Annotated in this window: 23 protein-coding genes; 16 read left to right on the top strand and 7 right to left on the bottom strand. The window is 70.8% G+C overall.

Features of this window, described 5'->3' with window-relative positions; all coding sequences use genetic code 11:
* Position 1: 1 nt before the first annotated feature.
* The 3 genes from ACFWV8_RS06665 to ACFWV8_RS06655 all read right to left on the bottom strand — a co-directional run bounded on the left by ACFWV8_RS06665 (position 2) and on the right by ACFWV8_RS06655 (position 4,096).
* Positions 2–1,285, bottom strand: coding sequence for a VWA-like domain-containing protein (locus ACFWV8_RS06665; RefSeq protein WP_384198587.1), 1,284 nt, complete (start codon positions 1,283–1,285; stop codon positions 2–4).
* Positions 1,282–2,547, bottom strand: coding sequence for an AAA family ATPase (locus ACFWV8_RS06660; RefSeq protein ID WP_384198585.1), 1,266 nt, complete (start codon positions 2,545–2,547; stop codon positions 1,282–1,284). Before ACFWV8_RS06660 ends, ACFWV8_RS06665 begins: the two co-directional genes overlap by 4 nt.
* A 127-nt stretch (positions 2,548–2,674) precedes the next feature.
* Positions 2,675–4,096 carry a hypothetical protein gene (locus ACFWV8_RS06655; protein ID WP_384198583.1) on the bottom strand — a complete coding sequence of 474 codons (1,422 nt, stop codon included), beginning with the start codon at positions 4,094–4,096 and terminating at the stop codon, positions 2,675–2,677.
* A 99-nt stretch (positions 4,097–4,195) separates the two neighbouring features.
* Between ACFWV8_RS06655 and ACFWV8_RS06650 the strand changes: the two genes are divergently transcribed.
* On the top strand, positions 4,196–5,023 hold the full coding sequence (locus tag ACFWV8_RS06650; protein ID WP_384198581.1) for an endo alpha-1,4 polygalactosaminidase: 828 nt from the start codon (positions 4,196–4,198) through the stop codon (positions 5,021–5,023).
* A gap of 4 nt (positions 5,024–5,027) precedes the next feature.
* Here the strand turns inward: ACFWV8_RS06650 and ACFWV8_RS06645 are convergent, their stop codons facing one another.
* Both ACFWV8_RS06645 and ACFWV8_RS06640 read right to left on the bottom strand, forming a co-directional pair.
* On the bottom strand, positions 5,028–5,726 hold the full coding sequence (locus tag ACFWV8_RS06645; RefSeq protein ID WP_384198671.1) for a dienelactone hydrolase family protein: 699 nt from the start codon (positions 5,724–5,726) through the stop codon (positions 5,028–5,030).
* A 180-nt stretch (positions 5,727–5,906) separates the two neighbouring features.
* On the bottom strand, positions 5,907–6,167 hold the full coding sequence (locus tag ACFWV8_RS06640) for a hypothetical protein (protein WP_329390991.1): 261 nt from the start codon (positions 6,165–6,167) through the stop codon (positions 5,907–5,909).
* Positions 6,168–6,524: 357 nt separating this feature from the next.
* Between ACFWV8_RS06640 and ACFWV8_RS06635 the strand changes: the two genes are divergently transcribed.
* Positions 6,525–9,032, top strand: coding sequence for an alpha-L-fucosidase (locus ACFWV8_RS06635; RefSeq protein ID WP_384198579.1), 2,508 nt, complete (start codon positions 6,525–6,527; stop codon positions 9,030–9,032).
* Positions 9,033–9,061: 29 nt separating this feature from the next.
* Here ACFWV8_RS06635 and hypB read toward each other — a convergent pair whose 3' ends face one another.
* Complete coding sequence (gene hypB / locus ACFWV8_RS06630; RefSeq protein WP_384198578.1) at positions 9,062–9,844, bottom strand: hydrogenase nickel incorporation protein HypB; 783 nt, start codon at positions 9,842–9,844, stop codon at positions 9,062–9,064.
* A gap of 3 nt (positions 9,845–9,847) precedes the next feature.
* The gene (locus ACFWV8_RS06625) at positions 9,848–10,177 is read right to left on the bottom strand and encodes a hydrogenase maturation nickel metallochaperone HypA (protein ID WP_384198577.1); all 330 of its coding nucleotides are present in this window, start codon (positions 10,175–10,177) and stop codon (positions 9,848–9,850) included.
* A 186-nt stretch (positions 10,178–10,363) separates the two neighbouring features.
* Between ACFWV8_RS06625 and ACFWV8_RS06620 the strand changes: the two genes are divergently transcribed.
* The 14 genes from ACFWV8_RS06620 to ACFWV8_RS06555 are packed head-to-tail and all read left to right on the top strand — an operon-like array spanning position 10,364 to position 23,959.
* The gene (locus tag ACFWV8_RS06620; RefSeq protein WP_384198575.1) at positions 10,364–11,419 is read left to right on the top strand and encodes a hydrogenase expression protein HypE; all 1,056 of its coding nucleotides are present in this window, start codon (positions 10,364–10,366) and stop codon (positions 11,417–11,419) included.
* A gap of 43 nt (positions 11,420–11,462) precedes the next feature.
* Positions 11,463–13,235 (top strand): nickel-dependent hydrogenase large subunit, encoded by a 1,773-nt coding sequence (locus ACFWV8_RS06615; protein WP_384198573.1) that lies wholly within the window; start codon positions 11,463–11,465, stop codon positions 13,233–13,235.
* A 1-nt stretch (position 13,236) separates the two neighbouring features.
* The gene (locus ACFWV8_RS06610) at positions 13,237–14,262 is read left to right on the top strand and encodes a NifU family protein (protein WP_384198571.1); all 1,026 of its coding nucleotides are present in this window, start codon (positions 13,237–13,239) and stop codon (positions 14,260–14,262) included.
* On the top strand, positions 14,259–14,984 hold the full coding sequence (locus ACFWV8_RS06605; RefSeq protein ID WP_384198569.1) for a DUF5947 family protein: 726 nt from the start codon (positions 14,259–14,261) through the stop codon (positions 14,982–14,984). The genes ACFWV8_RS06610 and ACFWV8_RS06605 overlap by 4 nt, the downstream gene beginning before the upstream one ends.
* A complete protein-coding gene (locus ACFWV8_RS06600) occupies positions 14,981–15,679 on the top strand; it encodes a DUF6084 family protein (RefSeq protein ID WP_384198567.1) in 699 nt (232 codons plus the stop codon). Before ACFWV8_RS06605 ends, ACFWV8_RS06600 begins: the two co-directional genes overlap by 4 nt.
* Complete coding sequence (locus tag ACFWV8_RS06595; RefSeq protein ID WP_384198565.1) at positions 15,676–17,181, top strand: hypothetical protein; 1,506 nt, start codon at positions 15,676–15,678, stop codon at positions 17,179–17,181. The genes ACFWV8_RS06600 and ACFWV8_RS06595 overlap by 4 nt, the downstream gene beginning before the upstream one ends.
* Positions 17,178–17,297, top strand: a complete 120-nt coding sequence (locus tag ACFWV8_RS06590) for a DUF6893 family small protein (protein ID WP_384198564.1) — start codon at positions 17,178–17,180, stop codon at positions 17,295–17,297. The genes ACFWV8_RS06595 and ACFWV8_RS06590 overlap by 4 nt, the downstream gene beginning before the upstream one ends.
* Positions 17,298–17,325: 28 nt before the next feature.
* Positions 17,326–17,532: a hypothetical protein gene (locus ACFWV8_RS06585; RefSeq protein WP_329391012.1), complete on the top strand. Its 207-nt coding sequence runs from the start codon at positions 17,326–17,328 to the stop codon at positions 17,530–17,532.
* A gap of 6 nt (positions 17,533–17,538) precedes the next feature.
* Positions 17,539–18,051, top strand: coding sequence for a hydrogenase maturation protease (locus ACFWV8_RS06580; RefSeq protein ID WP_384198563.1), 513 nt, complete (start codon positions 17,539–17,541; stop codon positions 18,049–18,051).
* Between the two features lie 2 nt (positions 18,052–18,053).
* Positions 18,054–20,636, top strand: a complete 2,583-nt coding sequence (hypF, locus tag ACFWV8_RS06575; RefSeq protein WP_384198561.1) for a carbamoyltransferase HypF — start codon at positions 18,054–18,056, stop codon at positions 20,634–20,636.
* A gap of 43 nt (positions 20,637–20,679) precedes the next feature.
* Entirely contained in the window at positions 20,680–20,976 is a 297-nt protein-coding gene (locus ACFWV8_RS06570; protein ID WP_384198559.1) for a HypC/HybG/HupF family hydrogenase formation chaperone, read from the top strand.
* A complete protein-coding gene (gene hypD / locus ACFWV8_RS06565) occupies positions 20,973–22,076 on the top strand; it encodes a hydrogenase formation protein HypD (RefSeq protein ID WP_384198557.1) in 1,104 nt (367 codons plus the stop codon). The genes ACFWV8_RS06570 and hypD overlap by 4 nt, the downstream gene beginning before the upstream one ends.
* Entirely contained in the window at positions 22,073–23,203 is a 1,131-nt protein-coding gene (gene hypE, locus ACFWV8_RS06560) for a hydrogenase expression/formation protein HypE (RefSeq protein ID WP_384198555.1), read from the top strand. The genes hypD and hypE overlap by 4 nt, the downstream gene beginning before the upstream one ends.
* A 33-nt stretch (positions 23,204–23,236) precedes the next feature.
* Positions 23,237–23,959, top strand: a complete 723-nt coding sequence (locus ACFWV8_RS06555) for a DUF6390 family protein (RefSeq protein WP_384198554.1) — start codon at positions 23,237–23,239, stop codon at positions 23,957–23,959.
* Position 23,960: the final 1 nt, after the last annotated feature.

Raw genomic sequence — 23,960 nt, 5'->3', positions numbered from 1 at the left:
TTCACCGGGCGCCGGACGACGGCCCGATGGAGACCACCCGCGCCCACTCGGGCGGCGCGTCCGGTACGTAATCGGGATCGTCCTCGGCCCACGACCGGGAGGAGGACTCCCGGTCGAACAGGCCCACCACCGTCCGGCACGGTGGCCGGCTGTCCGGCCACGGTGTCTGACCGTCCGTCAGGACCACGATCACATCCGGCCGAGCACCTTTCCTGAGCGCCCTCGCGAAGCCCGTACGCAGATCCGTACCCCCGCCTCCCATCAGCGGGATCCCCGCGGCCCGGCACAGCGGATGCACGATCTCGGCCGACGCGTCGCAGGGCAGGACGGAGATCAGATCCCGACGGCCGCCCACGGCACGGGAGATGGCGGTGACCTCGTTCAGCGCGCTGCCCAGTTCGGAGTCGCTCACCGACCCGGACGTGTCGATGATCACCGCGACCCGTGGTGGCCTGCGCCGCAGGCTCGGCAGTACGACGCCGGGCAGCCCGGCCGAACGGCGCGATGGCCGGCCATACGTGTAGTCCTCGCCCACACCGGAACCGGAGGCCGCCGAGCGGACCGCCGCACCCAGCAGCTCCCGCCACGGCTGCGTCGGATGGAACGCCTCGTCCGCCCACCGCTGCCACCCCTTCGGGGCGCTCCCCGGACGGGCGTTGATGCCCCGTGCCACCCGGAACCGGACCGCGTCCCGCTCCTGTGCGCTGAGACCGTGCGCGCCGTCGGGCCCGAGATCCCACTCCCGTGCCAGCCCGTCGGCGCCACTGCCGCAGTCCAGCCAGGCCATGCTCTGCGTACGCGGGCTCAGCCGGAACTGGAGCAGATACTCCTCCATCAACTCGCCCGCGGTCAGCCCCAGTAGACCCGGACCGACGGCATCTCTGGGCCGCGTCAGCCCCTCGCCGAACACGTCGTCGTTGATCTCGCAGTCCGCCGCGATGTTCATCCGCAGCCGTTCCGCCGGGCCGGTCAGCCCGTGGGTCCGCGCGAACCGGTCACTTCGGCCGTGGTGGTCGCGGAGCAGATGCGACACCTCGTGCACCCAGACCCCGGCCAACTCGTTCACCGGCGTGCGGGCCACGAACGCCGGCGAGACGTAACACCGCCAGTGCCGGTCGACGGCCATCGTCGGCACCCGCCGCGACTCCACCACATGCAGGGCGAACAGCGCCGTGGCCATGAAGGGCCGCACCCGGACGGCGTGCAGCCGGGCGGCGAAGAGCTTGTCGAGATCCAGCGCTCCCGGCGCGTCCTCGGCGGAGTCCGTGACCGTGTGCGCGGTCATCGGCCGGCCTTCGCGACGGACGCCGTAGGGGCTGCCGCCCGGTCCGCCAGCCGGGAGAGCGACACCGCCCCGGCGAGCCGGTCGATCGACGCGGGAACGTCCCACTCTTCGCGGCGCAGCGAGGCGAGGGTGGTCGCCGGGACGACCACCAGGTCCGGCGCCCCGGTCTCCATCGCCCGGACCAGAACCGCCCACGCCGCGTCCCAGCGGGACTTCTCCGGACGCTCGCGGACGGCCCGTACCACACCGTCGAGCACGGCCTGCCGCAGATCACCGCGCTCGGGCAGGGCGGCGCCCGCCGGGTCGGCGAGAACCGTCTCCGGGTCCGGGAGGTCCATCCGGTCGAGACTGGCGAGCAGTTCGAGTCCCGGCCCGTCCCCCACGGTGCCCCTGACGAGCAGCGAGAGTACGTCCCGCGACGAACCGGCCGCGGTGGCGAAGGCGATCAGCCGCAGCGACATCTCCCAGCTGCGGGGCGACGGCCAGGCGCCGCCCCGGCGCCTCTCGTTGCTGGGCAGCCGGTGCACGAGCCCGGCTCGGGCGGAGAGCAGCCCGCACACGGCACGGCGCGCGAAGCCGACAGCATCGGCCAGCCGCTCGGGATCCAGCCGGGGCAGCGTCGCCACGGGCCAGGTCCCGCCGAGGCCCCGTACGACGACTTCGTGGTCATGGGTCCACTGAAGATGAACGAACCGGTTGGCCAGCGGCGGGCTCAGCTCCCACCCGTCGGCCGCCGACGAGCGCGGATTGGCGGCGGCCACGATCCTTACGTCCGGCGGGAGTTGGAGCGCGCCGATCCGCCGTTCGAGTACGAGGCGGAGCAGGGCGGCCTGTACGGCGGGCGGCGCCGTGGACAGCTCGTCCAGGAACAGCAGCCCGCGCCCCGCCCGTACGAGGCGGACGGCCCAGTCCGGCGGGGCCATCGGGACACCCTGCGCCGCGGGATCGTCTCCGACGACGGGCAGACCCGAGAAGTCGGACGGCTCGTGGACGCTCGCGATCACCGTCGTCAGGGGCAGGTCCAGCGACGCGGCGAGCTGTGTCAGGGCGGCGGTCTTGCCGATGCCCGGCTCACCCCACAGCAGGACGGGCAGGTCGGCGGCGACGGCGAGGGTCAGGGCCTCCAACTGATTGTCCGGCCGCGGTTCGGTGGTCGTGTCGCGCAGCAGTGCCAACAGCTCATCCGCGACACCGAGTTGGGAGGCAGGGGCAGAGGCAGGGGCGGGGGTGTCGGTGGGGGCGAACGGGGCGTGAGTGGTCAAGTGTCATCACCATTGGGTTCGTTGGTCGGTCAAAGGGTGTGCGTGCGGGCGACGGAGGTCCCGCCGCCGTGTCGGCAGGCGTGCCGCATCGCCGGTCGGTGCCGGCCGGTTCCGCCCGGTGCCGGGGTCAGCGAGCGGTTACGACGCGCGGGCGGGAACGGAGCTCGGGCGGACGCTTGGTACGCGGCAGATGGCGGCCGGATCCCGGACCGGGACCGACCATGCCCTCCCTGAACAGGCCGTAGGTGATCCGCCGTTCGGCGGCGGCCTCCAGCTCGTCCCGCAGGGCGCCGCCGCGCAGCACCGCGTCGGGACCCAGCAGGCCCTCGACGACGGCCAGCGCACCGGCGGCGTCTCCGTGGTCCAGGCGTTCGCGGACCCCGGTGAGGCAGTCCGGGCTCCGGTGCGCCTCGTCGACGGCCCGCAGACAGGCGAGCGGAGTGCCCGTCAGCGCGGCCAGCAACTCCTCCCGCCGGATCTCGTCCGGGTCATGGTCCAGCGCGGACAGCACGCCGTCGACCAGGCCGATCCGATGGCGCGCTCCCCGGCACTCCACGAGATGCGGCTGCCCCGACCGCTCCGGAAGCGGCGCCGGACCGGTCGGCGAACAGCCAGGTACGAGCGCCGATGCGACCAGCGGGTGCAGCCGCTCGACGTCGATCGCACCCCTGCGGACCAGCTCCAGATCGGGCAGTGTCCAGGTCGCGGCGTCGGGCAGGAGCGGCGCCGGAGCGGAGCCCGTCCTGCCGCGCTCCGCGATCCGCGGGACGGGCGGGCCGGCGCCGTGCCCGTCCGCGACGAGCTCCAACTCCAGCCGCTGCCGCGCCCCGAGCCGTACGGCGAAGGCACCGGCGGACCGCCCCTCGGCCCGGAGCAGGATCCCGGCCTCGGCAGCCCACCGGTCAACGGAACAACGGCGCCCTGGCGGCAGGGCCTCCAACAGGGCCGGATCCAGCCCCGAACCGCCCTCGCCCGAGCGCGAATCCGCCCCCGACCGGGTCCGGAGCTCCTCGGTCCGGCGCGCGTCCCACAGATGGCGGTGCAGATCGAGCCGGAACCGCCGGTCGGGATGGGGGTGCGGATGGCGGCGGGCGCCGGCATCGGCGTAGGACCCGTCCCACAGCGCCAGGCTGATCCGCTGCCCGGCATCCGCCCAGGCGGGCGGAGTCCGGGCCACGAGATACACGGGGGCTACGGGGGCGGCGCGGTCCGGACCGCCTGGCCCGTCGCCGTAACGCGCCAGGGCGACGGTGAGACCGGGGCGCAGCAGCCCGTCGGGAGCGATCCTCGGCAGGTGCCAGCGCAGCAGGTCGGGCGCCAAGTGGCGGAGATCGGCACGGAGTCGGGCAGCGAGTTCGCGGCCATGGGCACGTGCCACGGTACGTAGGTCGAGATCGACATCGACACGTGCGGCTGCGCACGCGCCGGCCCAGTCGCCGACATGACGGCGGGCGGTCGCGGTCTCGATCATGGAAGGCGGCACGGCGAACTCACGCACGCGCGGCCAGAAGGAAGGGCGGGAATTCCCGTTCGCGGTCTCAGTGAGCATCAGCACTCACCTTGCGCGGTCGGGACCCCCAATCTGACGGCAGAATAGGTAGTCATCGCGGTGACCATATCGCTCCTGATCCCGTTAGGCCAGATTCTTGTGACCGGACCAACTGCTGCCAGGGTGAAGACCCGCTCGATCTACGCAATCGTGGCCCTCACCGTCGCGTTGATCACGCCCTTCCTCGTTTCGTCCTCCGCGGGTTCGCCGGCCGCCGAAGCGACCCCGCCACCGCCCCACGCCGGGTTCGACTACCAGATCGGCGGCGGCTACCCGCCGCCCGCCGGGGTGAGCGTGGTCAGCCGTGACCGCGAGGACTCCCCGGCCCCCGGGCTCTACACCATCTGTTACGTCAACGCCTTCCAGGTCCAGCCCGACGAACTGGACGCGTGGGAGCCCGATCTCCTCCTCCGCGACGACAACGGCGACGTCATCATCGACGAGGAGTGGGACGAGGCCATCCTGGACGTCAGCACCGCGGGCAAGCGCGAGCGCATCGCGGCCAAGGTGAACGGCTGGATCGACGGCTGCGCGGAGAACGGCTTCCAGGCCGTGGAGCCCGACAACTACGACAGTTACGAACGCAGTCAGGGCCGGTTCGGCTCCTCCGCCGCCATGGCCTTCATCACCCTGCTCTCCGGGCACGCGCACGACAAGGGCCTGGCGATCGGGCAGAAGAACACCGCCGAGCTCGCCGAGTTCCGTGACGAGACCGGGCTCGACTTCGCCGTCGTGGAGGAGTGCGGGGAGTTCGATGAGTGCGGCTCCTTCACCGAGCACTTCGGTAACGACGTGATCGTCATCGAGTACACGGCGAAGGGGCTCGCGACCGCGTGCGCGGGCTGGCAGGACAGCCTCAGCATCGTCCGCCGTGACCTGGACGTCGTCCCCGCCGGCGCCGACGGCTATCTCCGCCAGACCTGCTGACCGCTCAGAGGTTGCGTCCGAAGAGGTCGAGAAGAGCCGTCCAGTGGCGCTCCGCCGCCTCGGCGTCGTACGACGCGGTGTCCACCTGCGTGAAGCCGTGCCGGGCGCCCGCGTAGACCTCGGCGTGATGGGTGACACCGGCGTCGGTGAGGGCCTTTTCGAGCCGGTCGATCTGCTCAGGGGGAAGCGAGGCGTCCTGGTCGGCGTGGCCGAAGTACAGCTCGGCGGTGATCCGGCCGGCGCCGAGGTGCGGGCTGTCGGGTGCCCCACTGGCGAGGTACGCGCCGTGGAAACCCGCCATGGCCGCGACCCGCTCCGGATACGCCGCCGCGGCGCGCAGCGCGAAACCGGCGCCCATGCAGTAGCCGGTGACCCCGACCGGTCCGTCGTTGGCGAGAGGGCTGGCCGCCAGCCAGTCGAGGAAGGCGCCGGCGTCCCGCGCGGCAAGCTCCGGGGTCAGACTCTGGGCGGCGGGGAGGAAGGTCTCGAAGAGCTCCGAGCGCCGTTCCGGGGTGATGAAGTCGGGCAGTTCGACCAACGGGGCGCGTCCGGCGCGGTAGAGGATGTTGGGCAGCAGGACGGTGTAGCCCGCCGCCGCGATCCGGTCCGCCATGGCCTTGAGACCCGGGCGCGGCCCGAAGGCGTCCATGTAGAGCAGCACGACAGACCCTAGGTGCGGGCCGGGGGATTCGGGATGGACCAGGTAGGCGTCGGCGGTTTAGTCCGGGGTGGGGACATCGGCGGACGATCGGTTCACAGCGGTGGCCATGGGTCTCTCACTTCGTGGGAAGAGAGGTGTTCCGGCCGCCCGCCGGATCCTCGGTCTCGACCCTACTCCCGCCGATGATCAGGAAAACGACCCGATGTCCGGGGCCCGGACCGGTCAGATGAGGGAGGCGCGAACGTCGGCGAGCGCCTCGTCCAGCGTGTCCGCGGTGTTCTCGTGCCCGCTGAATCCCTCGTCGTCGCCGGGGTCGACGGTCCAGCCCCAGCCGCTCTCCGGGTGTCCGTCGATCGTCGCCGCGTGCTCCCCCTTGGTGAGGGTGATCGACACGTTGCCCGCCGGGAAGGTGGCCACTTCGGCGTGCGCGCTGTCGCCGAACGCGTGGTGGATGGCGTCGATTGCTTCCTGCTCCGTGGTCATGGCTGCTCCTGGCTGGTCTCGGTCGTGGGGCTGATTCATGGTTACCCGAGTCGATCGGCCGGGCGGCGGCCGACGCGCTGCCCGGCCCGGTTCGGACCGGTTCCACGGACCCCGGCTGTCACCCTTCCGGCGCAATGCGTGAGGGGCATCGCATACCGCCTTCCCTCTACCGCCTGCCCATTTCCCTCGCGGGTGATTCCCGGGGGACGAGCGGTGTCGGAGGGGGTGACGTGGCGTCGACTCACCTCTAACATCCGATGTGTTGACCTGGAGGACGGTCAAATGTGGGCGCAAAGAGCCCGATTGGGGCTTCAGGGTCGGATGTATCCATAGGATCGCTCACGGAGGAGTGTCGGAATGCGCAAGGTGATCGGTGTGTTGCTCGCGTTGCTGCTCGCCGTCGGGGCGGAGGCGACCAGCCCTCCCGCGGCGGTCGCCACCCCGGCGGACCGACCCGACGGACAGACCCCGCGTGGCATACCAGGCGCCATCGATCTCAGCGCCGACAAGGACATCGCGGCCTGGCAGCGGCTCCAGTTCGGAATGTTCATCCACTGGGGTCTCTTCTCCGAGCTGGGCGGCGTCTGGGAGGGCGAGCCGGTCACCTCCGGGTACAGCGAGCAGATCCAGATGTGGGCCGACATCTCCGAGGAGGAGTATCTGGACGTGGCCGCCCGCTTCCGGCCCGACCGCTTCGACCCCGCCGGGATCTGCTCGCTCGCCAAGCAGGCGGGCATGCGCTACGTCGTCATCACCAGCAAGCACCACGACGGCTTCTCCATGTTCGACACCGCCACCACCGACTACGACGTCACCGACGCGACCCCCTACGGCAAGGACCCGCTGAAGGCGCTCGCCGACGAATGCCGGGGCCAGGGGCTGAAGTTCGGCTTCTACTTCTCCCTCGTGGACTGGCATCAGGGCCATGAATTCGACGGCGGCAACAACAATCCGATCCCCGCCTCGATGGAACCCGTGATCAAGGCGCAGATTCGCGAGCTGATGACCAACTACGGCGACATCGCCGAAGTGTGGTTCGACATGTCGTCACCCACCGACGCGCAGAGTGAGGAGTTCGCCGGCATCGTCCGCGAACTCCAGCCGAAAGCCGCGGTCAACAGCCGGGTGTGGAACAACAAGGGCGACTTCCGCACGCTCGGCGACAACGAGATTCCCTCGGTCGCGCTCGACGGCGCCTGGCAGACCCCCGCGTCGATCTACCACGACACCTGGGGCTACCGCAGCTGGCAGGTCCGTGACGACCTGCCGGGCAAGATCCGGGATCTTGTCGTCGGACTCACCGGGGTACGGGCCCGTGGCGGCAACTATCTCCTCAACATCGGCCCGCGCGGCGACGGTTCGGTGGTCGAGTTCGAGGCCGACGTCCTTCGCGGGATGGGCGACTGGCTCGACCGCCACCCCGACGCCGTGCTCGACGCCTCCGCCACCCGGTTCGGTGGCCGGCCGTGGGGCGAGGTGACGGTCAAGGACCGCGACCTGTTCCTGCATGTGACCGACTGGCCGGAGTCGGGCGAGCTGCGCCTGCCGGGCCTGGCCACCTCCGTACGAAAGGTCGGCGAGGACGGCGCGGCCGGGCGGCTCGACTGGCGCTGGGACGGGGACGACCTCGTCGTCACCCTGCCCGAAACGCCACGCGACCCCGTGCTCCCCGTGATCAAGGCCGAACTCGGCGGCGAGCTCCGCGTCATCCCCGAGAACACCGTCTCCCTGGGCAGCGCCGACTCCGGCGGCGACGGAGCCGTGGTCCTCGGTGCCCGGGACTTCGAGGACGGCTACAGCTACGCCGACGAGGGCAGCTACGGCAGCACCCGGCGGACCACCGTGCGCCACACCGGATACGTCACCGCCGACCGCGCCGGCCAGGTGTCGCTGGCGGTACGGGGAGAGGCCCGCCCCGACGCGCTCTACCGCGTCCAGGTCGGTGAGCGGACCCGGCTGGTCAAGGGCGAGGAGCTGACCCGCGAGGCCATCGGCCCCTTCTCCGTACGACCCGGCCAGGTCACCCCCATAACCCTCACCCTCGCGCGGCGCGCACACGCCGGCGAGGACCTCGGGCTGAGCCTCGACGCCGTGCTCGTCGCCCCCACCGGAAGCGTCGTCTCCTGGGCCCAGGCACCGGAGCGGCTCACGGTCGGCACGGTGACCGACGTCCCGGTCCATGTGACGAACCTCGGCCAGGACCCGGCGCGCGGCACCCTCGCGCTGCGGGCGCCCACGGGCTGGACCACCGGCGGGGAGGCGAAGTTCAGCGGCCTGAAACAGGGCCGTACGCACACCGTCACGGCCCCGGTGTCGGTGCCCGCCGACTCCGCGACCGGCCAGGCCAGCCTCGAAACCGTCGTGACGGGCGGCGGACGACGGGTCCTGCAACTCACCGGCGACGTCGATGTCGTCCTGCCCAACGTGGCGCACGGCAGGACGGCGACCCAGTCGAGCACCGCGTGGGACGGGGTCCCGAGCCGCGCGGTCGACGGCGACACGGCAGGGGACTACCTGCGCGACAACACCACCACCCACACGGCGGAGCCGTCCAACCAGGCCTGGTGGCAAGTGGATCTGGAGCGGTCGCACACCATCGACACCGTCGAGATCTGGAACCGGACCGACTGCTGCGCCGAACGCCTCGCCGACTACTGGGTGCTGGTCTCCGACACCCCGTTCACGGCCGACTCGCTGGAGGAGGCGCGCACCGCGCCCGGTGTGACGGCCGTCCATCTGAAGGACCAGGCGCAGCGCCCCACCGCCGTCGAACTCGGCGGGGCGCAGGGCCGTTACGTACGGGTGCAACTGGCGTCCACGACGAATCCGCTGTCCCTGACGGAGGTCGTGGTCCGGGCCCGGTAGGAATCCGGGGGAGGGGTGGCCGGCGCGGCTCAGTACTGCCCGGCCACCCAGTCGTACCAGTCGCGCATGCCCTCCCCGGTGGTCGCCGACACGGCCAGCGACCGCAGAGCGGGGTTGACGGAACGGGCGTACTCCTCGCAGCGGGCGACGTCGAAGTCGACGTACGGCAGGAGGTCGATCTTGTTGATGATCACCAGGTCCGCGGCGGCGAACATATAGGGGTACTTGAGGGGCTTGTCCGTACCCTCGGTCACCGAGATGATCACCACCCTGCTGCGCTCGCCGAGGTCGAAGAGGGCGGGGCAGACCAGATTCCCGACGTTCTCGACCAGGACCAGTGACCCGGACACCGGCGCGAGGGTGGTGAGCGCGTCCCGCATCATCTCCGCGTCCAGGTGGCATCCCGCGCCGGTGTTCACCTGGACGACGGTGCTGCCCGCGCGCTTGATCCGGTCGGCGTCGAGCATCGTCTCCTGGTCGCCCTCGATGACCGCGACCGGGCGCAGCCCGGCGAAGTCCCGGATGGTGCGTTCGAGGAGGGTGGTCTTGCCGGCGCCCGGCGAACTCATCATGTTCACCGCCACGATGCCCTGCCCGGCGAGCCAGGAGCGGTTACGGGCGGCCAGGTCCTCGTTCTTCGCGAGGACCCGCTGTTCGAGGGTGATGGTCTCGCCGCCGCCGGCCGTCCCGCGGATCGCGACCGGGTGAACGTGATCGCCTTCGTGCGGATGTGTGTGGGGTACGGCGATCCGTGTCCCGACGGTCCCGGTGCCCCCTTCGCCGCCGCCCGAGCAACCGCACGTACCGCACATAGGTCAGCCCACTCTCATGGAGACGATCTGGAGTTCCCGCCCCGACGTGATCTCGACATCGGCGCTCCCGCACGGACACAGCAATACAAGATCCGCCAGGACGAAGTCCGCTGAACACGCCCGGCACCGCGCGGTTCCCGGCGGCTGCTCGATTTCGAGGGCCGCGCCTTCCGCGACCGTGCCCGCCGTGGTCAGGTCGAAGCAGAAACGCATCGAGTCGGGCACCACGGCGGTCAGCATTCCCACCCGGACACTGACCGCACGTACCGGTCTTCCCGCCGCGCGCTCACATACCGCGTCGACAATGCTCTGTGTGATCGACAATTCATGCACCGGCTGACGGCCTTCCCGAAGTCACCCAATTGGCTCAGAGATTCCGGGCGCAAGACCAGGGCCGCCCGGACCAAACCCGTGTTGACAGAAGCCTCAGCCGGATCCTAGATGGTAGCAATGTGAGCGACGCCACACCCATGGGATTCATGGGTATCGGGTGGGCCAATTCCGGAAGGCAGCGGTGCTATGCCGACAGAAGCGGCGAAAAAGGCCGAGGACACACTGATCCATGTGCTCTGGATCAATGCCGGACTGAGCTGTGACGGGGATTCGGTCGCGCTGACCGCCGCGACCCAGCCCAGCATCGAGGAGATCGCGCTCGGCGCGCTGCCCGGTCTGCCACAGATCGCCGTGCACTGGCCGCTGATTGATTTCGAGTCCGGTCCGAACGGCGGCACCGACGACTTCCTGGAGTGGTTCTTCAAGGCGGACCGCGGCGAACTGGAGCCTTTCGTCCTGGTCGTCGAAGGCTCGATTCCCAACGAGAGGCTGAAGGCCGAGGGTTACTGGTCGGGCTTCGGCAACGACCCCGCGACCGGACAGCCGATGACCACCAGCGAATGGCTCGACCGGCTGGCGCCCAAGGCCACCGCGATCGTCGCGGCCGGCACCTGCGCCACGTACGGCGGCATCCACGCCATGGCGGGCAACCCCACCGGTGCCATGGGAGTCCCCGACTATCTGGGCTGGAAGTGGAAGTCCAAGGCCGGGATCCCCATCGTGTGCGTCCCCGGCTGCCCCATCCAGCCGGACAACCTCTCCGAGACGCTCACCTATCTGCTCTACATGGCCACCGACCAGGCCCCGATGATCCCCCTCGACGACGAACTGCGGCCGACCTGGCTCTTCGGCCAGACCGTGCACGAGGGCTGCGACCGGGCCGGCTACTTCGAGCAGGCCGACTTCGCCACCGAGTACGGCTCGCCCAAATGCATCGTCAAGCTGGGCTGCTGGGGCCCCGCCGTGAAGTGCAATGTGCCCAAGCGCGGCTGGATGAACGGCATCGGCGGCTGCCCCAACGTCGGCGGGATCTGCATCGGCTGCACCATGCCCGGATTCCCCGACAAATTCATGCCGTTCATGGACGAGCCCCCGGGCGGAAGACTCTCCACGAATTCCGTCGGTATGTACGGGGCGACGATGCGGCGCCTGCGTCAGATCACCACCCACACGCTCGACCGCGAACCGAAATGGCGCAGGCGCGGCAAGGAACTCACCACGGGCGCCGCCCGCACCTGGTAACTCACCGCTCGATGAAACCGAAACGGAAAGAAGAGGCGGCCTCATGACGGCGACGAGCCAGGGCACCGACGAACTGGTGGAGATGGCGTGGGATCCCATCACCCGTATCGTCGGGAGTCTGGGTATCTACACGAAGATCGACTTCAAACAGCGGGTCGTCGCCGAGTGCCACAGCACCAGCTCGATCTTCCGCGGCTATTCGGTCTTCATGAAGGGCAAGGACCCGCGCGACGCCCACTTCATCACCAGCCGGATCTGCGGAATCTGCGGTGACAACCACGCCACCTGTTCCTGCTACGCGCAGAACATGGCGTACGGCGTGAAGCCGCCGCATCTGGGTGAGTGGATTGTGAATCTCGGCGAGGCCGCCGAGTACATGTTCGACCACAACATCTTCCAGGAGAATCTGGTCGGGGTCGACTACTGCGAGAAAATGGTCGCCGAGACCAATCCCGGCGTACTCGAACTGGCCAACCGCACCGAATCACCGCACGCCGGTGACCACGGGTACCGGACCATCGGCGACATCATGCGGTCGCTGAACCCCTTCACGGGCGAGTTCTACCGCGAGGCCCTTCAGGTCAGCCGGATGACCCGCGAGATGTTCTGTCTCATGGAGGGCCGCCATGTGCACCCCTCCACGCTCTACCCCGGCGGGGTGGGCACGGTGGCGACCATCCAGCTCATGACGGACTACATCACCAGGCTCCAGCGCTACGTGGAGTTCATGAAGAAGGTCGTGCCCATGCACGACGACCTCTTCGACTTCTTCTACGAGGCGCTGCCCGGCTACGAGCAGGTCGGCAACCGCCGTATCCTGCTGGGCTGCTGGGGCTCCTTCCAGGATCCGGAGCACTGCAACTTCGAGTACAAGGACATGACCGACTGGGGTCGGAAGATGTATGTGACCCCGGGCATCGTCGTGGACGGCAAGCTCGTCACCACCGACCTGGTGAAGATCAACCTCGGCATCCGCATCCTGCTCGGCTCGTCGTACTACAACGACTGGGACGAGCAGGAGATGTTCGTGACCCAGGACCCGCTCGGCAACCCGGTCGACCGCCGCCACCCGTGGAACCAGCACACCAACCCGCAGCCGCAGAAGCGTGATCTGGGCGACAAGTACAGCTGGGTCATGTCGCCGCGCTGGTTCGACGGCAAGGACTACCTCGCGCTCGACACCGGCGGCGGCCCGCTCGCCCGGCTGTGGGTCACCGCGCTAGCCGGTCTCGTCGACATCGGCTACATCCAGGCCACCGGCAGGAGCGTGAAGATCAATCTCCCCAAGACCGCGCTCAAGGGCCCGGTCGAGCTGGAGTGGCACATCCCGCGCTGGAGCAACACCATCGAGCGCAACCGGGCCCGGACCTACTTCCAGGCGTACGCGGCGGCCTGCGCCCTGCACTTCGCCGAGAAGGCGCTCGTGGAGATCCGGGCCGACCGCACCAAGACATGGGAGAAGTTCGAGGTCCCGGAGGAGGGCATCGGCTGCGGTTTCACCGAGGCCGTACGCGGTGTCCTCTCGCACCACATGGTGATCAGGGACGGCAAGATCGCCAACTACCACCCGTACCCGCCGACCCCGTGGAACGCGAGCCCGCGCGACACCTACGGGACGCCGGGGCCCTACGAGGACGCGGTGCAGGGCCAGCCGATCTTCGAGGAGAACGACCGGGAGAACTTCAAGGGCATCGACATCATGCGTACGGTCCGCAGCTTCGACCCCTGTCTGCCCTGCGGGGTGCACATGTATCTCGGTGAGGGCAAGAAGCTCGAACTGCTGCACTCGCCCACGCAGTCCGCGGGCAGTGAGTGACATGGGAGATGTGCCTGAGGTGCCGCGGGGGCACGAGGAACAGCCTCTTGGGTCCGAGGCGTGGCGGGCGACCGGGGAGCGGATCGACACCCTGATCGCCGCGAGCGCGGCCGGCGGCGTCGTGGCGCGCGAGCGCAGCGAGGAACTGGTGCGGCTCGTCACCGACTTCTACGGCGCGGGCCTCGAACGCCTCCTCGAACTCGTCCACGAGCAGGGGCGGCTGGACGACGAGACCCTGGCGGCCATGGCCGCCGACGACCTGGTGGCGAGCGTGCTGCTGGTGCACGGACTGCACCCGTACAGCGTGGCGACGCGGGTCGAGAAGGCGCTGGACAGCGTACGGCCTTATCTCGGTTCGCACGGCGGCGACGTGGAGTTGCTGGGTGTCACGGACGAAGGAGCCGTGAAACTAGGGCTGTTGGGCAGTTGTGACGGCTGCCCGTCCTCCTCGGCCACCCTGGAACTCGCCGTACGGGGCGCGGTCGAGGCGGCGGCACCGGAGATCACCACGATCGAGGTCGAGGGAGCCGAGGGCATCGCCGCCGGGGCCACGGGGCCGCTGGTACCGGTCGACGCCCTCTTCACCCGGCTGCACGACGCGGAACCCGATGCCGATTCCGGCGCCGACGCAGGTCCCGATGCCGATTCGGGCACCGGTGACGCCGGCGCGATCTGGGAACCGGTCCCCTCCCTGCTCGCCCTGGAGTCCGGCGGCGTCGAGCGCTTCACCGCCGGCGGGCTGCCCGTCGTGGCCTGCCGGATCGGCCCCGACCTGTTCGCCTTCCGCGACGGGTGCGCCCGGTGCGAACGCCCGATGGAGGGCGCCACGCTCGCCAGACGGCTCGGCGGCGGCCCGGGTGACGGGGTGCTGCGCTGCTCCGCCTGCCGCGCGCACTACGACGTACGGCGGGCCGGTGCCTGTCTGGACGCGGCGGCCGACGGGGCGCATCTGGACCCGTTGCCGCTGCTGGCGGACGGGGCTTCCGTCTCGGTCGCCGTACCGGCCCCGGCCGTGGTCACGACATGAGCGCACCCCAGGGCCGCGCCGTCTCGCCGGTCGCCGCGCTGCTGCGGGTCAGCCGCAACCGGCCGGGCGCGGCCGCCGGTGAGCGGTGCGAGATGTGCGCCGCGCCCATCGGCGACGAGCACCGGCATGTGGTGAATCTGGAGAGCCGGGGCCTGATGTGCGGCTGCCGGGCCTGCTGTCTCCTCTTCACCGACGAGAGCGCGCGGCTGCGCTATCGCGCGGTCCCCGACCGCTATCTGCGCTTCGACGGGCTCCCGTTGGACGCGCGCACCTGGAACGAACTCCAGATCCCGGTGGGGCTGGCCTTCCTGTTCCGCAACTCCGTGCAGGAACGGACCATCGCGTTCTACCCAGGCCCCGCCGGGGCCACCGAGTCGGAGCTGCCCCTCGACGCGTGGGCGGCCATCGTCGAGGCCAACCCCGAACTGGCCGTGCTGCGGCCGGACGTGGAGGCGCTGCTCGTGCGCCGCAGCGCGGCCGGCGGGGGCCGTGACCCGGTCGCGTCCTGCCATCTGGTGCCGATCGACGCGTGCTACGAACTGGTCGGGCGCCTGCGCACCTTGTGGCGCGGCTTCGACGGCGGCCAGGAGGTACACGCCGCGATGGACGCCTTCTTCGAGCGGGTCGAGAGCCGCAGCCGGGCCGCGGGCCCCGTGCCGGCGGCTGTGAACTCCTCCGCGACGACGGGAAACACCGCCTTGACCGTCGGCGGGTCCTCATGAGCGGCGCCACGGCCGCCGGCCTGGAATTCTCCGTACGGGACATCGTCGCGGAGCCGTACACCGCCACGCCCCAACTCACGGCGCGCCTGCGGATCGAGGACGGCACGGACGAGCGGATCCACGCGATGGTGCTGCGCTGTCTGGTCCGTATCGATCCGCAGCGCCGCCACTACGGACCGGTCGAACAGGACGCCCTGCGCGGCCTGTTCGGGGAGCGCGAGCGCTGGTCCGAGACGCTGCGGCCGTTCCAGTGGATGCAGTGCCACACGACGGTGCAGGGTTTCACCGGCTCGACCGAGGTCGACCTCGCGCTGCCCTGCACCTATGACTTCGACGTCATCGGCTCGCGTTATCTGCACGCGCTCGGGGACGGGACGGTGCCGGTCAGTCTGCTCTTCTCCGGCACCGTCTTCACCAAGGGCGGTGAGGGCGGGGGCGGTTCGGGCTTCGGCGTACGACAGGTGCCCTGGGACTGCGAGGCGCGGTACCAGCTGCCGGTGGCCGTCTGGCGGCAGATGATCGCATTCCACTTCCCCAACTCCGGCTGGATCAGGGTCGATCACGACATCCTCGCCCGCCTCGCGGACTTCCGTGAGCGGCGCGGACTGATCAGCTGGGACGAGACGGTGACCACGTTGCTGGCGGACACGCGGGCGCGCGACGCCGCGGACGAGATCGGCGAGGTGGTCACATGACCTCCCTGACGCCCGAAGCCCCGGCGGGCCTCGACCACGTCCGTACGATCGCCGACGCGGTCCTGTATGAGGGGTACTTGCTCTACCCGTACCGGGCGAGCTCTCACAAGAACCGGTCCCGCTGGCAGTTCGGCGTCCTCGGCCCGCCCCACGCGGCGCCGGGGAGCTTCGCCGAGGACCCGGGCATGGCGACGCAGTGCCTGCTCTCCGTCCCCGACGAGGCGCCGGCCACCGGCGCGGGGGTGAGCGTCCGGCTCAGGTTCCTCCAGCTCCAGGTGCGTGAGGTGCGGCGGCTCGACGAGGACGGCGGGTACACCCCCGTCGCCGGACTCGATGTGGCCGGCGTGTCCGTCCTCAGCTGGGACGAGGCGGTCGAGTGTGAACTCGACCTGGGAACCGTCCCGTTGACCGGCGACGGCGGCTCGACGGACGAGACGTGTACGGTCCCCGGCGGCGAGGAGACCGAGCCGCTGACCGATGAGCGGGGGGTGACCGTCGGCCGTGTCGTACGGCGCCGCGAACCGCTGACCGCCCGTGTCCGCACCCGTACGACCCGGGACGACGGCTTCCTCCGGCTGTCCGTGTCGGTGGCGAACGAGCACGCGGGGACCGCCGCCGACAAGGACGCCGCGATCCGCGTCTCGCTGATCGGCACGCACCTGCTCCTCCAGGCCCACGGCGCGGATTTCGTCTCCCTCCGTGAGCCCCCGGACGAGGCCGCCGCGGCTGCCGCCCGGTGCCAACAGCGCAGGTGCTGGCCGGTGCTGGCCGGAGTGAAGGGCTCCACGGACGTGGTGCTGGCCGCGCCGATCATCCTCTACGACCACCCGGAGATCGCCGAACAGAGCCCCGGCGCCCTCTTCGACTCCACCGAGATCGACGAGATCCTCACCCTGCGCGTGATGACCATGACGGAGGAGGAGAAGGCGGAGGCGCGGGCCACCGACCCCCTGGCCCGCGAGATCATCGAGCGCTGCGACACGATGTCGGCGGCTGACCTCCAGCGACTCCACGGCCTTCTCCGCGACCCCCGCAGCCCGGTGGCGCGAGCCGGCGCCAGCGCCGTGCGTCCCCTCACCGACCTGCGGGACGCCGAGCCCGCCGCCTTCGACACCGGGGGCGAGCCCTGGTGGGACCCGGCGGCCGACGCCGCCGTGTCGCCGGAGTCCGACGTCGTCGTGATCGAGGGGGTCCCGGTCACCAAGGGCAGCCTCGTCCGCGTACATCCCTCCCGCCGCGCCGACGCGCAGGACCTCTTCTTCGCCGGGCAGGTGGCCCGGGTGACCGCCGTGCTCTCGGATGTCGACGGTGGTGTGCACATCGCCCTCGTCCTGGTCGACGACCCGGCGGCCGACATGCACGACTGGTACGGCCGCTACTTCTACTTCGCCCCCGACGAACTGGAACCGCTGCCCGCCGGCGACCCCCGCCCGGACAACGGCGTCTCCGGCACCACCGACAGGCCCCGTTCACCGGAACACCGGAAGGAGAACCCCTCGTGAGAACCCTCGGAATGATCACCACGGGTGTGGCCGCGGCCGTGGCGGTGGTCGCCGTCGCCGCCGGCGTGCGATCACTTCCCGACCTCCGCAGATACGTCCGCATGCGCTCGATGTGAGCGCCGGCGCGAGTGAGAAGGGCATCCGATGACTGACGCAGCACGTGGCCGCCACGACGAGGAACCACAGGAGGAGCGGGGCCCGAAGGGCTCGCGCGACACCGGCTCGGACCAGCCGTCCGCCGGTCCCTCCGACCGCCCGTCCGGCCGCTCCGACAAGAAGTCGGACACCTCCGTGAAACCCGGCGGGCCCATCGACCCGGACTCGCCGAACCTCCAGTCCGGCGGGAACTGACCTGAGATGAGCGGCGGCTTGCTCGTTGCCGGTGTCGGCAATCTCTTTCTCGGTGACGACGGTTTCGGGCCGGAGGTCGTACGCCGGCTCACCGGACCCGGGGAGCCGCCGCTCCCCGACGGCGTCCGCGTCGTCGACTACGGCATCCGGGGCATGCACCTCGCGTACGACCTGCTCGACGGGTACGACGCCCTCGTGCTGGTCGACGCCTGCCCCGGGCGCGGCGCGCCCGGCGAGCTGACCGTTCTGGAGGTCGGCCCGGACGACCTAGGGACGGGTGAATTCGACGCACACGGCATGAATCCGGTATCTGTCCTGGCAAATCTGGGCCAACTGGGCGGTACGCTTCCGCACACCCACGTTGTGGGATGCACCCCCGCCGACGTCGAGGAGGGCATCGGCCTCAGTGAGGCCGTCGCCGCCGCCGTACCCGAAGCGGCGGCGGAGGTGCGTGCGCTGGTCCGGCGGCTGCTCGCCGCCGCGCCCGCCCCAGAACCCGCCCGGACCCGGAGGTCCTGATCATGTGTCTCGGCATCCCCGGGCGAGTCGTGGAGATCGTCGAGGGGTACGCGGACCAGCTCGCCCTCGTCGATGTGGAGGGCGCCCGGCGCCGTATCAACGTCGGCATGCTCGACTCGCCCCCGGCCGCCGGTGACTGGGTCCTGCTGCACATGGGCTTCGCGATGGAGATCATCGACGAGGCGAAGGCGGCCGAAGCGCTGTCCGGACTCCAGCTGATGGGCAGCGGCGCCGGGGAGCCGGCGGCAGTCGAAGCCCAACAGCCTTTTGTCCGGCGCCGGTTCGAGGTGCGGGGTGTCGTCCAGGGCGTGGGCTTCCGCCCGTTCGTCTACGTCACCGCCTCCGAACTCGCGCTCACCGGGTCCGTGGCCAACACCGGCTCCGGCGTTGTCGCCGAGGTGGAGGGCGACGCCACATCCGTCGCCGAGTTCGGCCGCCGGCTGCGGGCCGGCCCGCCCCCGCCGGCCGCTGTGGAGTCCGTGACCGAGACGGACCAGCCGCCCACCGGGGGAGCGGAGTTCGTCATCGCCGACTCCCGCGCCGCCGGCCGTGTCCGCACCCTGGTCTCGCCCGACACCGCGGTCTGCCGGGACTGTCTGGCCGAACTGCGCGACCCGGCCGACCGGCGCTACCGCCACCCCTTCATCACCTGCACCCACTGCGGCCCGCGCTTCACCATCGTCACCGGGGTGCCATACGACCGCGCGGCGACGACCATGGCGGCGTTCGAGATGTGCGACAACTGCCGGGCGGAGTACGGCGATCCGCGAGACCGCCGCTTCCACGCCCAGCCGATCTCCTGTCATGCCTGCGGTCCGCGCCTCGAACTCGTGGGCGCGAACGGCAAGGTGGTCCGGGAGGGGGAGCAGGCGCTGCGCGTGGCACGGCGGTTGCTCGCCGAGGGAAAGATTGTCGCGATCAAGGGTCTCGGCGGCTACCACCTCGCCTGCGACGCCCGCGACGAGGCGGCCGTCTCCGAACTGCGGAGCCGTAAGCACCGCGGCGGCAAGCCCTTCGCCGTCATGGTCGCGAACCTCGGCGCCGCCGAAGAGCTGGTGACGGTGACGGACGACGAACGGGCGCTCCTCACCGGCCCCCGGGCGCCGATCGTGCTGCTGCCGCGCCGTGCGCCGGCCGCCGGCGCCGGTCTCGCGGATGCCGTGGCCCCCGGCAATCCGGACCTCGGCGTGCTCCTCCCGTACACCCCGCTGCACGTCCTCCTCTTCGGCATCGGCGACGACGCCCCCGGCCCCGACGCGCTGGTGATGACCTCCGGCAACCGCTCAGGCGAGCCCATCGTCACCGACGACACGAAGGCGCTGACCGAACTCGCGCCGCTGGTGGACGCCTGGCTGCGGCACGACCGCCCCATCCGGGTGCCGTGCGACGACTCCGTCAGCCGGTTCGTCGCGGGCGCCGAGCTGCCCGTGCGCAGATCGCGCGGGTACGCCCCGCTGCCTCTGGCTCTGCCCTTCGACATCCCGCCGCTGCTCGCCACCGGCGCCGACCTGAAGAACACCTGCGCGCTCGGCGAGGGCGGCTACGCCTGGGTCAGCCAGCACATCGGCGACCTGGACGACCTCTCCACGGTCGACGCGCTGACCGGCACCGCGGCCCATCTCGGCCTGCTGACCGGGGTCGAGCCCGGACAGCTCGTGGCCGACGCCCACCCCGGCTACCGCTCGGGCGCCTGGGCCCGCACGCATGCCAGGGGCCGGGCCGTACGCACCGTGCAGCACCACCACGCGCACATCGCGTCCGTGCTCGGCGAGCACGGAATCGGACCCGGCGAGAGCGTCATCGGCTTCGCCTACGACGGCACCGGCCACGGCCCCGACGGGGCGGTGTGGGGCGGCGAGACGCTGATCGCCGACTACAAGTCGTACCGCAGGGCGGCGCACCTGGCGTACGTACCGCTCGCGGGCGGCGATGCCAGCGTGCGGCGGCCCTACCGGATGGCCCTCGCGCATCTGCACGCCGCCGGGATCGCCTGGGACGAGAGGCTGCCCGCCGTCGCCGCGTGCCCGGCCAAGGAACGCGACGTGCTGGCCCATCAGTTCGCGACGGACTTCGGCTGTGTGCCGACATCGAGCATGGGCCGGCTCTTCGACGCGGTGGCCTCACTGACGGGCGTACGGCACGAGGCGGCGTACGAGGCGGAGGCGGCGATCGCGCTGGAGGGCCTGGCCAGATCGGCGCCGGACGACGCCACGGGCGGCGGCTACGTCTTCGCGCTCGATGTGCCGGCCGAGCCGGGTGCCGATGAGCCCGTCGTCGCCGACTCCGCTCCGGTGATCCGCGCGGTGGTCAGCGACGTACGCGCGGGCCTTCCGCCGGGGCTGATCGCCACCCGCTTCCACGCCGCTGTCGCCGCCCTCACCGTCGAGCTGGCACAGCTGTGCCGGGAGCGTACCGGGCTCGGCGTGGTGGCTCTCGGCGGCGGGGTCTTCCAGAACGCCCTCCTGCTCGAATCGACTCAACAGGCGCTGAGGGCAGAGGACTTCACCGTCCTCCGTCCCCGTCTGCTGCCGCCCAACGACGGCGGAATCGCCTTCGGCCAGCTGCTGATCGCGGCGTCCGGCTGACCTCACGTCGGATCACCCCATCCAGAGAGAAGGAAGAGACTCCATGTGTCTGGCAGTCCCCGGGCGGGTGCTCAGCACGGCCGAGGTCGACGGCGCCCTGATGGCCCAGGTCGACTTCGGCGGCGTACGCAAGGAGGTCTGCCTCCAGTACATCCCCGACGCGGAGATCGGCGAGTACGTCGTCGTCCACGTCGGATTCGCCATCCAGCGGCTCGACGAGGAGTCGGCCTTGCGGACACTCGCGAACTTCGAACGACTCGGGCTCCTGGAGGAGGAGTTCGGCGACGGCTTCGAACTCGCGGCCGGACAGCGGGAATCAGCGGAAGGCACGGTCAAGTGAAGTATCTCGACGAGTTCAGCGACCCGGATCTCGCCAAGCGGCTGGTCGACCGGATCCACGCGGCCACCACCCGCCCCTGGGCCATGATGGAGGTCTGCGGCGGCCAGACACACTCGATCATCCGGCACGGCATCGACCAACTCCTGCCCGACGGGGTCGAGATGATCCACGGGCCGGGCTGCCCGGTCTGCGTGACCCCCTTGGAGATCATCGACCGGGCGCTGGCGATCGCCGCCCGCCCCGGAGTCATCTTCTGCTCCTTCGGCGACATGCTGCGGGTGCCGGGCAGCGACCGGGACCTGTTCTCGGTGAAGAGCGCGGGCGGCGACGTGCGCGTCGTGTACTCCCCGCTCGACGCGCTGAAACTGGCCCGTGAGAACCCCGGCAAGGAAGTCGTCTTCTTCGGCATCGGCTTCGAGACGACCGCCCCCGCCAACGCCATGACGGTCCATCAGGCCCGGCGGCTCGGCGTACGGAACTTCTCGCTGCTCGTCTCGCACGTGCTCGTACCGCCCGCCATCGCCGCCATCATGGAGTCACCCACCTGCCGGGTGCAGGCGTTCCTCGCCGCCGGGCACGTGTGCAGCGTGATGGGGACCTCCGAGTACCCGCCGCTGGCGAAGAAGTACCAAGTCCCCATCGTGGTCACGGGATTCGAACCGCTCGACATCCTCGAAGGCGTCCGCCGCACGATTCTCCAGCTCGAACAGGGCCGCCACGAGGTGGAGAACGCCTACCCCCGCGCCGTACGTGACGAGGGCAACCTCCCCGCCATGGAGATGCTGCGGGACGTCTTCGAGATCACCGACCGGACATGGCGCGGTATCGGAATGATCCCGGGCAGCGGATGGCGACTGTCCGAGAAGTACGCGGAGTTCGACGCCGAGCGCCGGTTCGACGTGACCGGCATCCGTACCGCCGAGTCGTCGCTGTGCCGGTCGGGCGATGTGCTCCAGGGGCTGATCAAGCCCCACGAGTGCGGGGCCTTCGGCAAGGAGTGCACCCCCAGGAACCCGCTCGGCGCCACGATGGTGTCCTCCGAAGGCGCGTGCGCCGCGTACTTCACCTACCGCCGGCTCGAACTGGTCGATGCGAAGTGACCGAGACGACGAACCACGTCCCCGCGCCGGCGACCGCACCCGGGACCGCCCCGGCGACCGCCTCCGCCGGCAACGACCTCGACTTCGAGAGCTGGACCTGCCCCGTTCCCCTGCGCGCGACCCCGGCGGTCGTCATGGGCCACGGCGGCGGCGGTGCGATGTCCGCCGAACTGGTCGAGCACCTGTTCCTCCCCGCGTACGGCTCCGCCGCCGCGCCCGAACTGGGCGACTCGGCCGTGCTCACCGTCGGTGGCGGCACCCGGCTCGCCTTCTCCACCGACTCGTTCGTGGTCAGACCGATGTTCTTCCCCGGCGGCTCCATCGGGGACCTCGCCATCAACGGCACCGTCAACGACCTGGCGATGTCGGGCGCCACACCGCTCTTCATGTCGTCCGCGTTCATCCTTCAGGAAGGCACCGCGCTCACCGAACTCGGCCGGATCGCCCAGGACATGGGCGCGGCGGCGCGAGCCGCCGGGGTCAGGCTGGTCACCGGCGACACCAAGGTCGTCGACAGCGGCAGCGGGGACGGCGTCTACATCAACACCTCCGGGATCGGGGTGATCCCCGAGGGTGTCGACATCGGCCCGCGCCGGGCCGAGCCCGGGGACGCCGTACTGATCAGCGGCGACATCGGTGTCCACGGCGTGGCGGTCATGAGCTGCCGGGACGGCCTGGACTTCGGTACGACGGTCGAGAGCGACACCGCGCCCCTGCACGGTCTCGTCGCCGCGATCCTCGCCACCGGCACCGACGTACACGTCCTGCGCGACCCCACACGCGGCGGCGTCGCCGCCTCGCTGAACGAGATCGCCACCGCGTCGGGCGTCGGCGTCGAACTCGTCGAGCGGGACCTGCCCGTGCCCGGCACCGTGCGCGACGCGTGCAGCCTGCTCGGGCTCGACCCGCTCCAGGTCGCGAACGAGGGCAAGTTGATCGCCGTCGTGCCGGGCGACCGGTCCGACGAAGTCCTCGCGGCGCTCCAGGCGCACCCTCTGGGCGGCGATGCCCGCCGGATCGGCACCTGCGTGCCCGAACACCCCGGCATGGTGGTGGCCAGAACCGGGCTCGGAGGCTCGCGGGTCGTCCCCCTCCCCGTCGGCGAACAGCTCCCGAGGATCTGCTGAATGAGCGAGGAACGAACGACCGATGAGTGAGCGATGAGCGAGCGCGGCGCGATCCTCTTCGCGCGGTACGCCTACCCGCCCAACGAACTTGGCTACTGCGGCCCGGCGGACTCGTCGGCGCTGTTGCGCCCCGCCGACTCCGATGGCATCGAGCGCGGCGCCCGCCAGTTCGACGGGGCCTGGTGCTATCTAGAATTCCTCGCCGAGACGGCAGGCATCGACGACCCGCTCGACGAGCGCGTGGTCGAGGCGTACTGGATCGGCAACGACCTCCTGGACCTGACCGACCCGGTGGCCCTGCTGGCCCGGATGCGCGACCGCTTCCGCGGCCAGCAGGGCGGCACCTGGCGCGCCGCCGCCGACCGCGCGGTCGCCCATCACAGCTTCCAGGTCTTCGACGTCTACCCCTGGGCGGAGTTGCTGCGCGCATCCGGCAATCCGACGGCGCTGTCGGTCCTCGACCGGTGCCGTATCAGGACGGGTGTGGTCCGCTCGGTCTCCGGCGAAACGGCCAGGGTCGAGTGCCGCCCCCTGACTTGGACGGGTACGGCCCTGACACCGGGCCCGCCCCGCGAGGAGTCCGTGCGCTGGTCGACGGGGGGCCGCTCGCTGATCGCCGGGCCGGCTCCGGGCGACCTCGTGGCGCTGCACTGGGACTGGGTGTGCGACGTGCTGACGACAACCCAGGCGGCACGCGTCGAGTCGATCGAGGCGGGCCGGCTCGCGGCGCCGGAGTCTGTACCCGCGACGGGCTGAG

Source organism: Streptomyces sp. NPDC058665 (genome assembly GCF_042714995.1).
Taxonomy (GTDB): Bacteria; Actinomycetota; Actinomycetes; order Streptomycetales; family Streptomycetaceae; genus Streptomyces.
The sequence above is the reverse complement of the archived record's forward strand: the minus strand, read 5'-3'. Positions and strand labels throughout refer to the sequence as shown.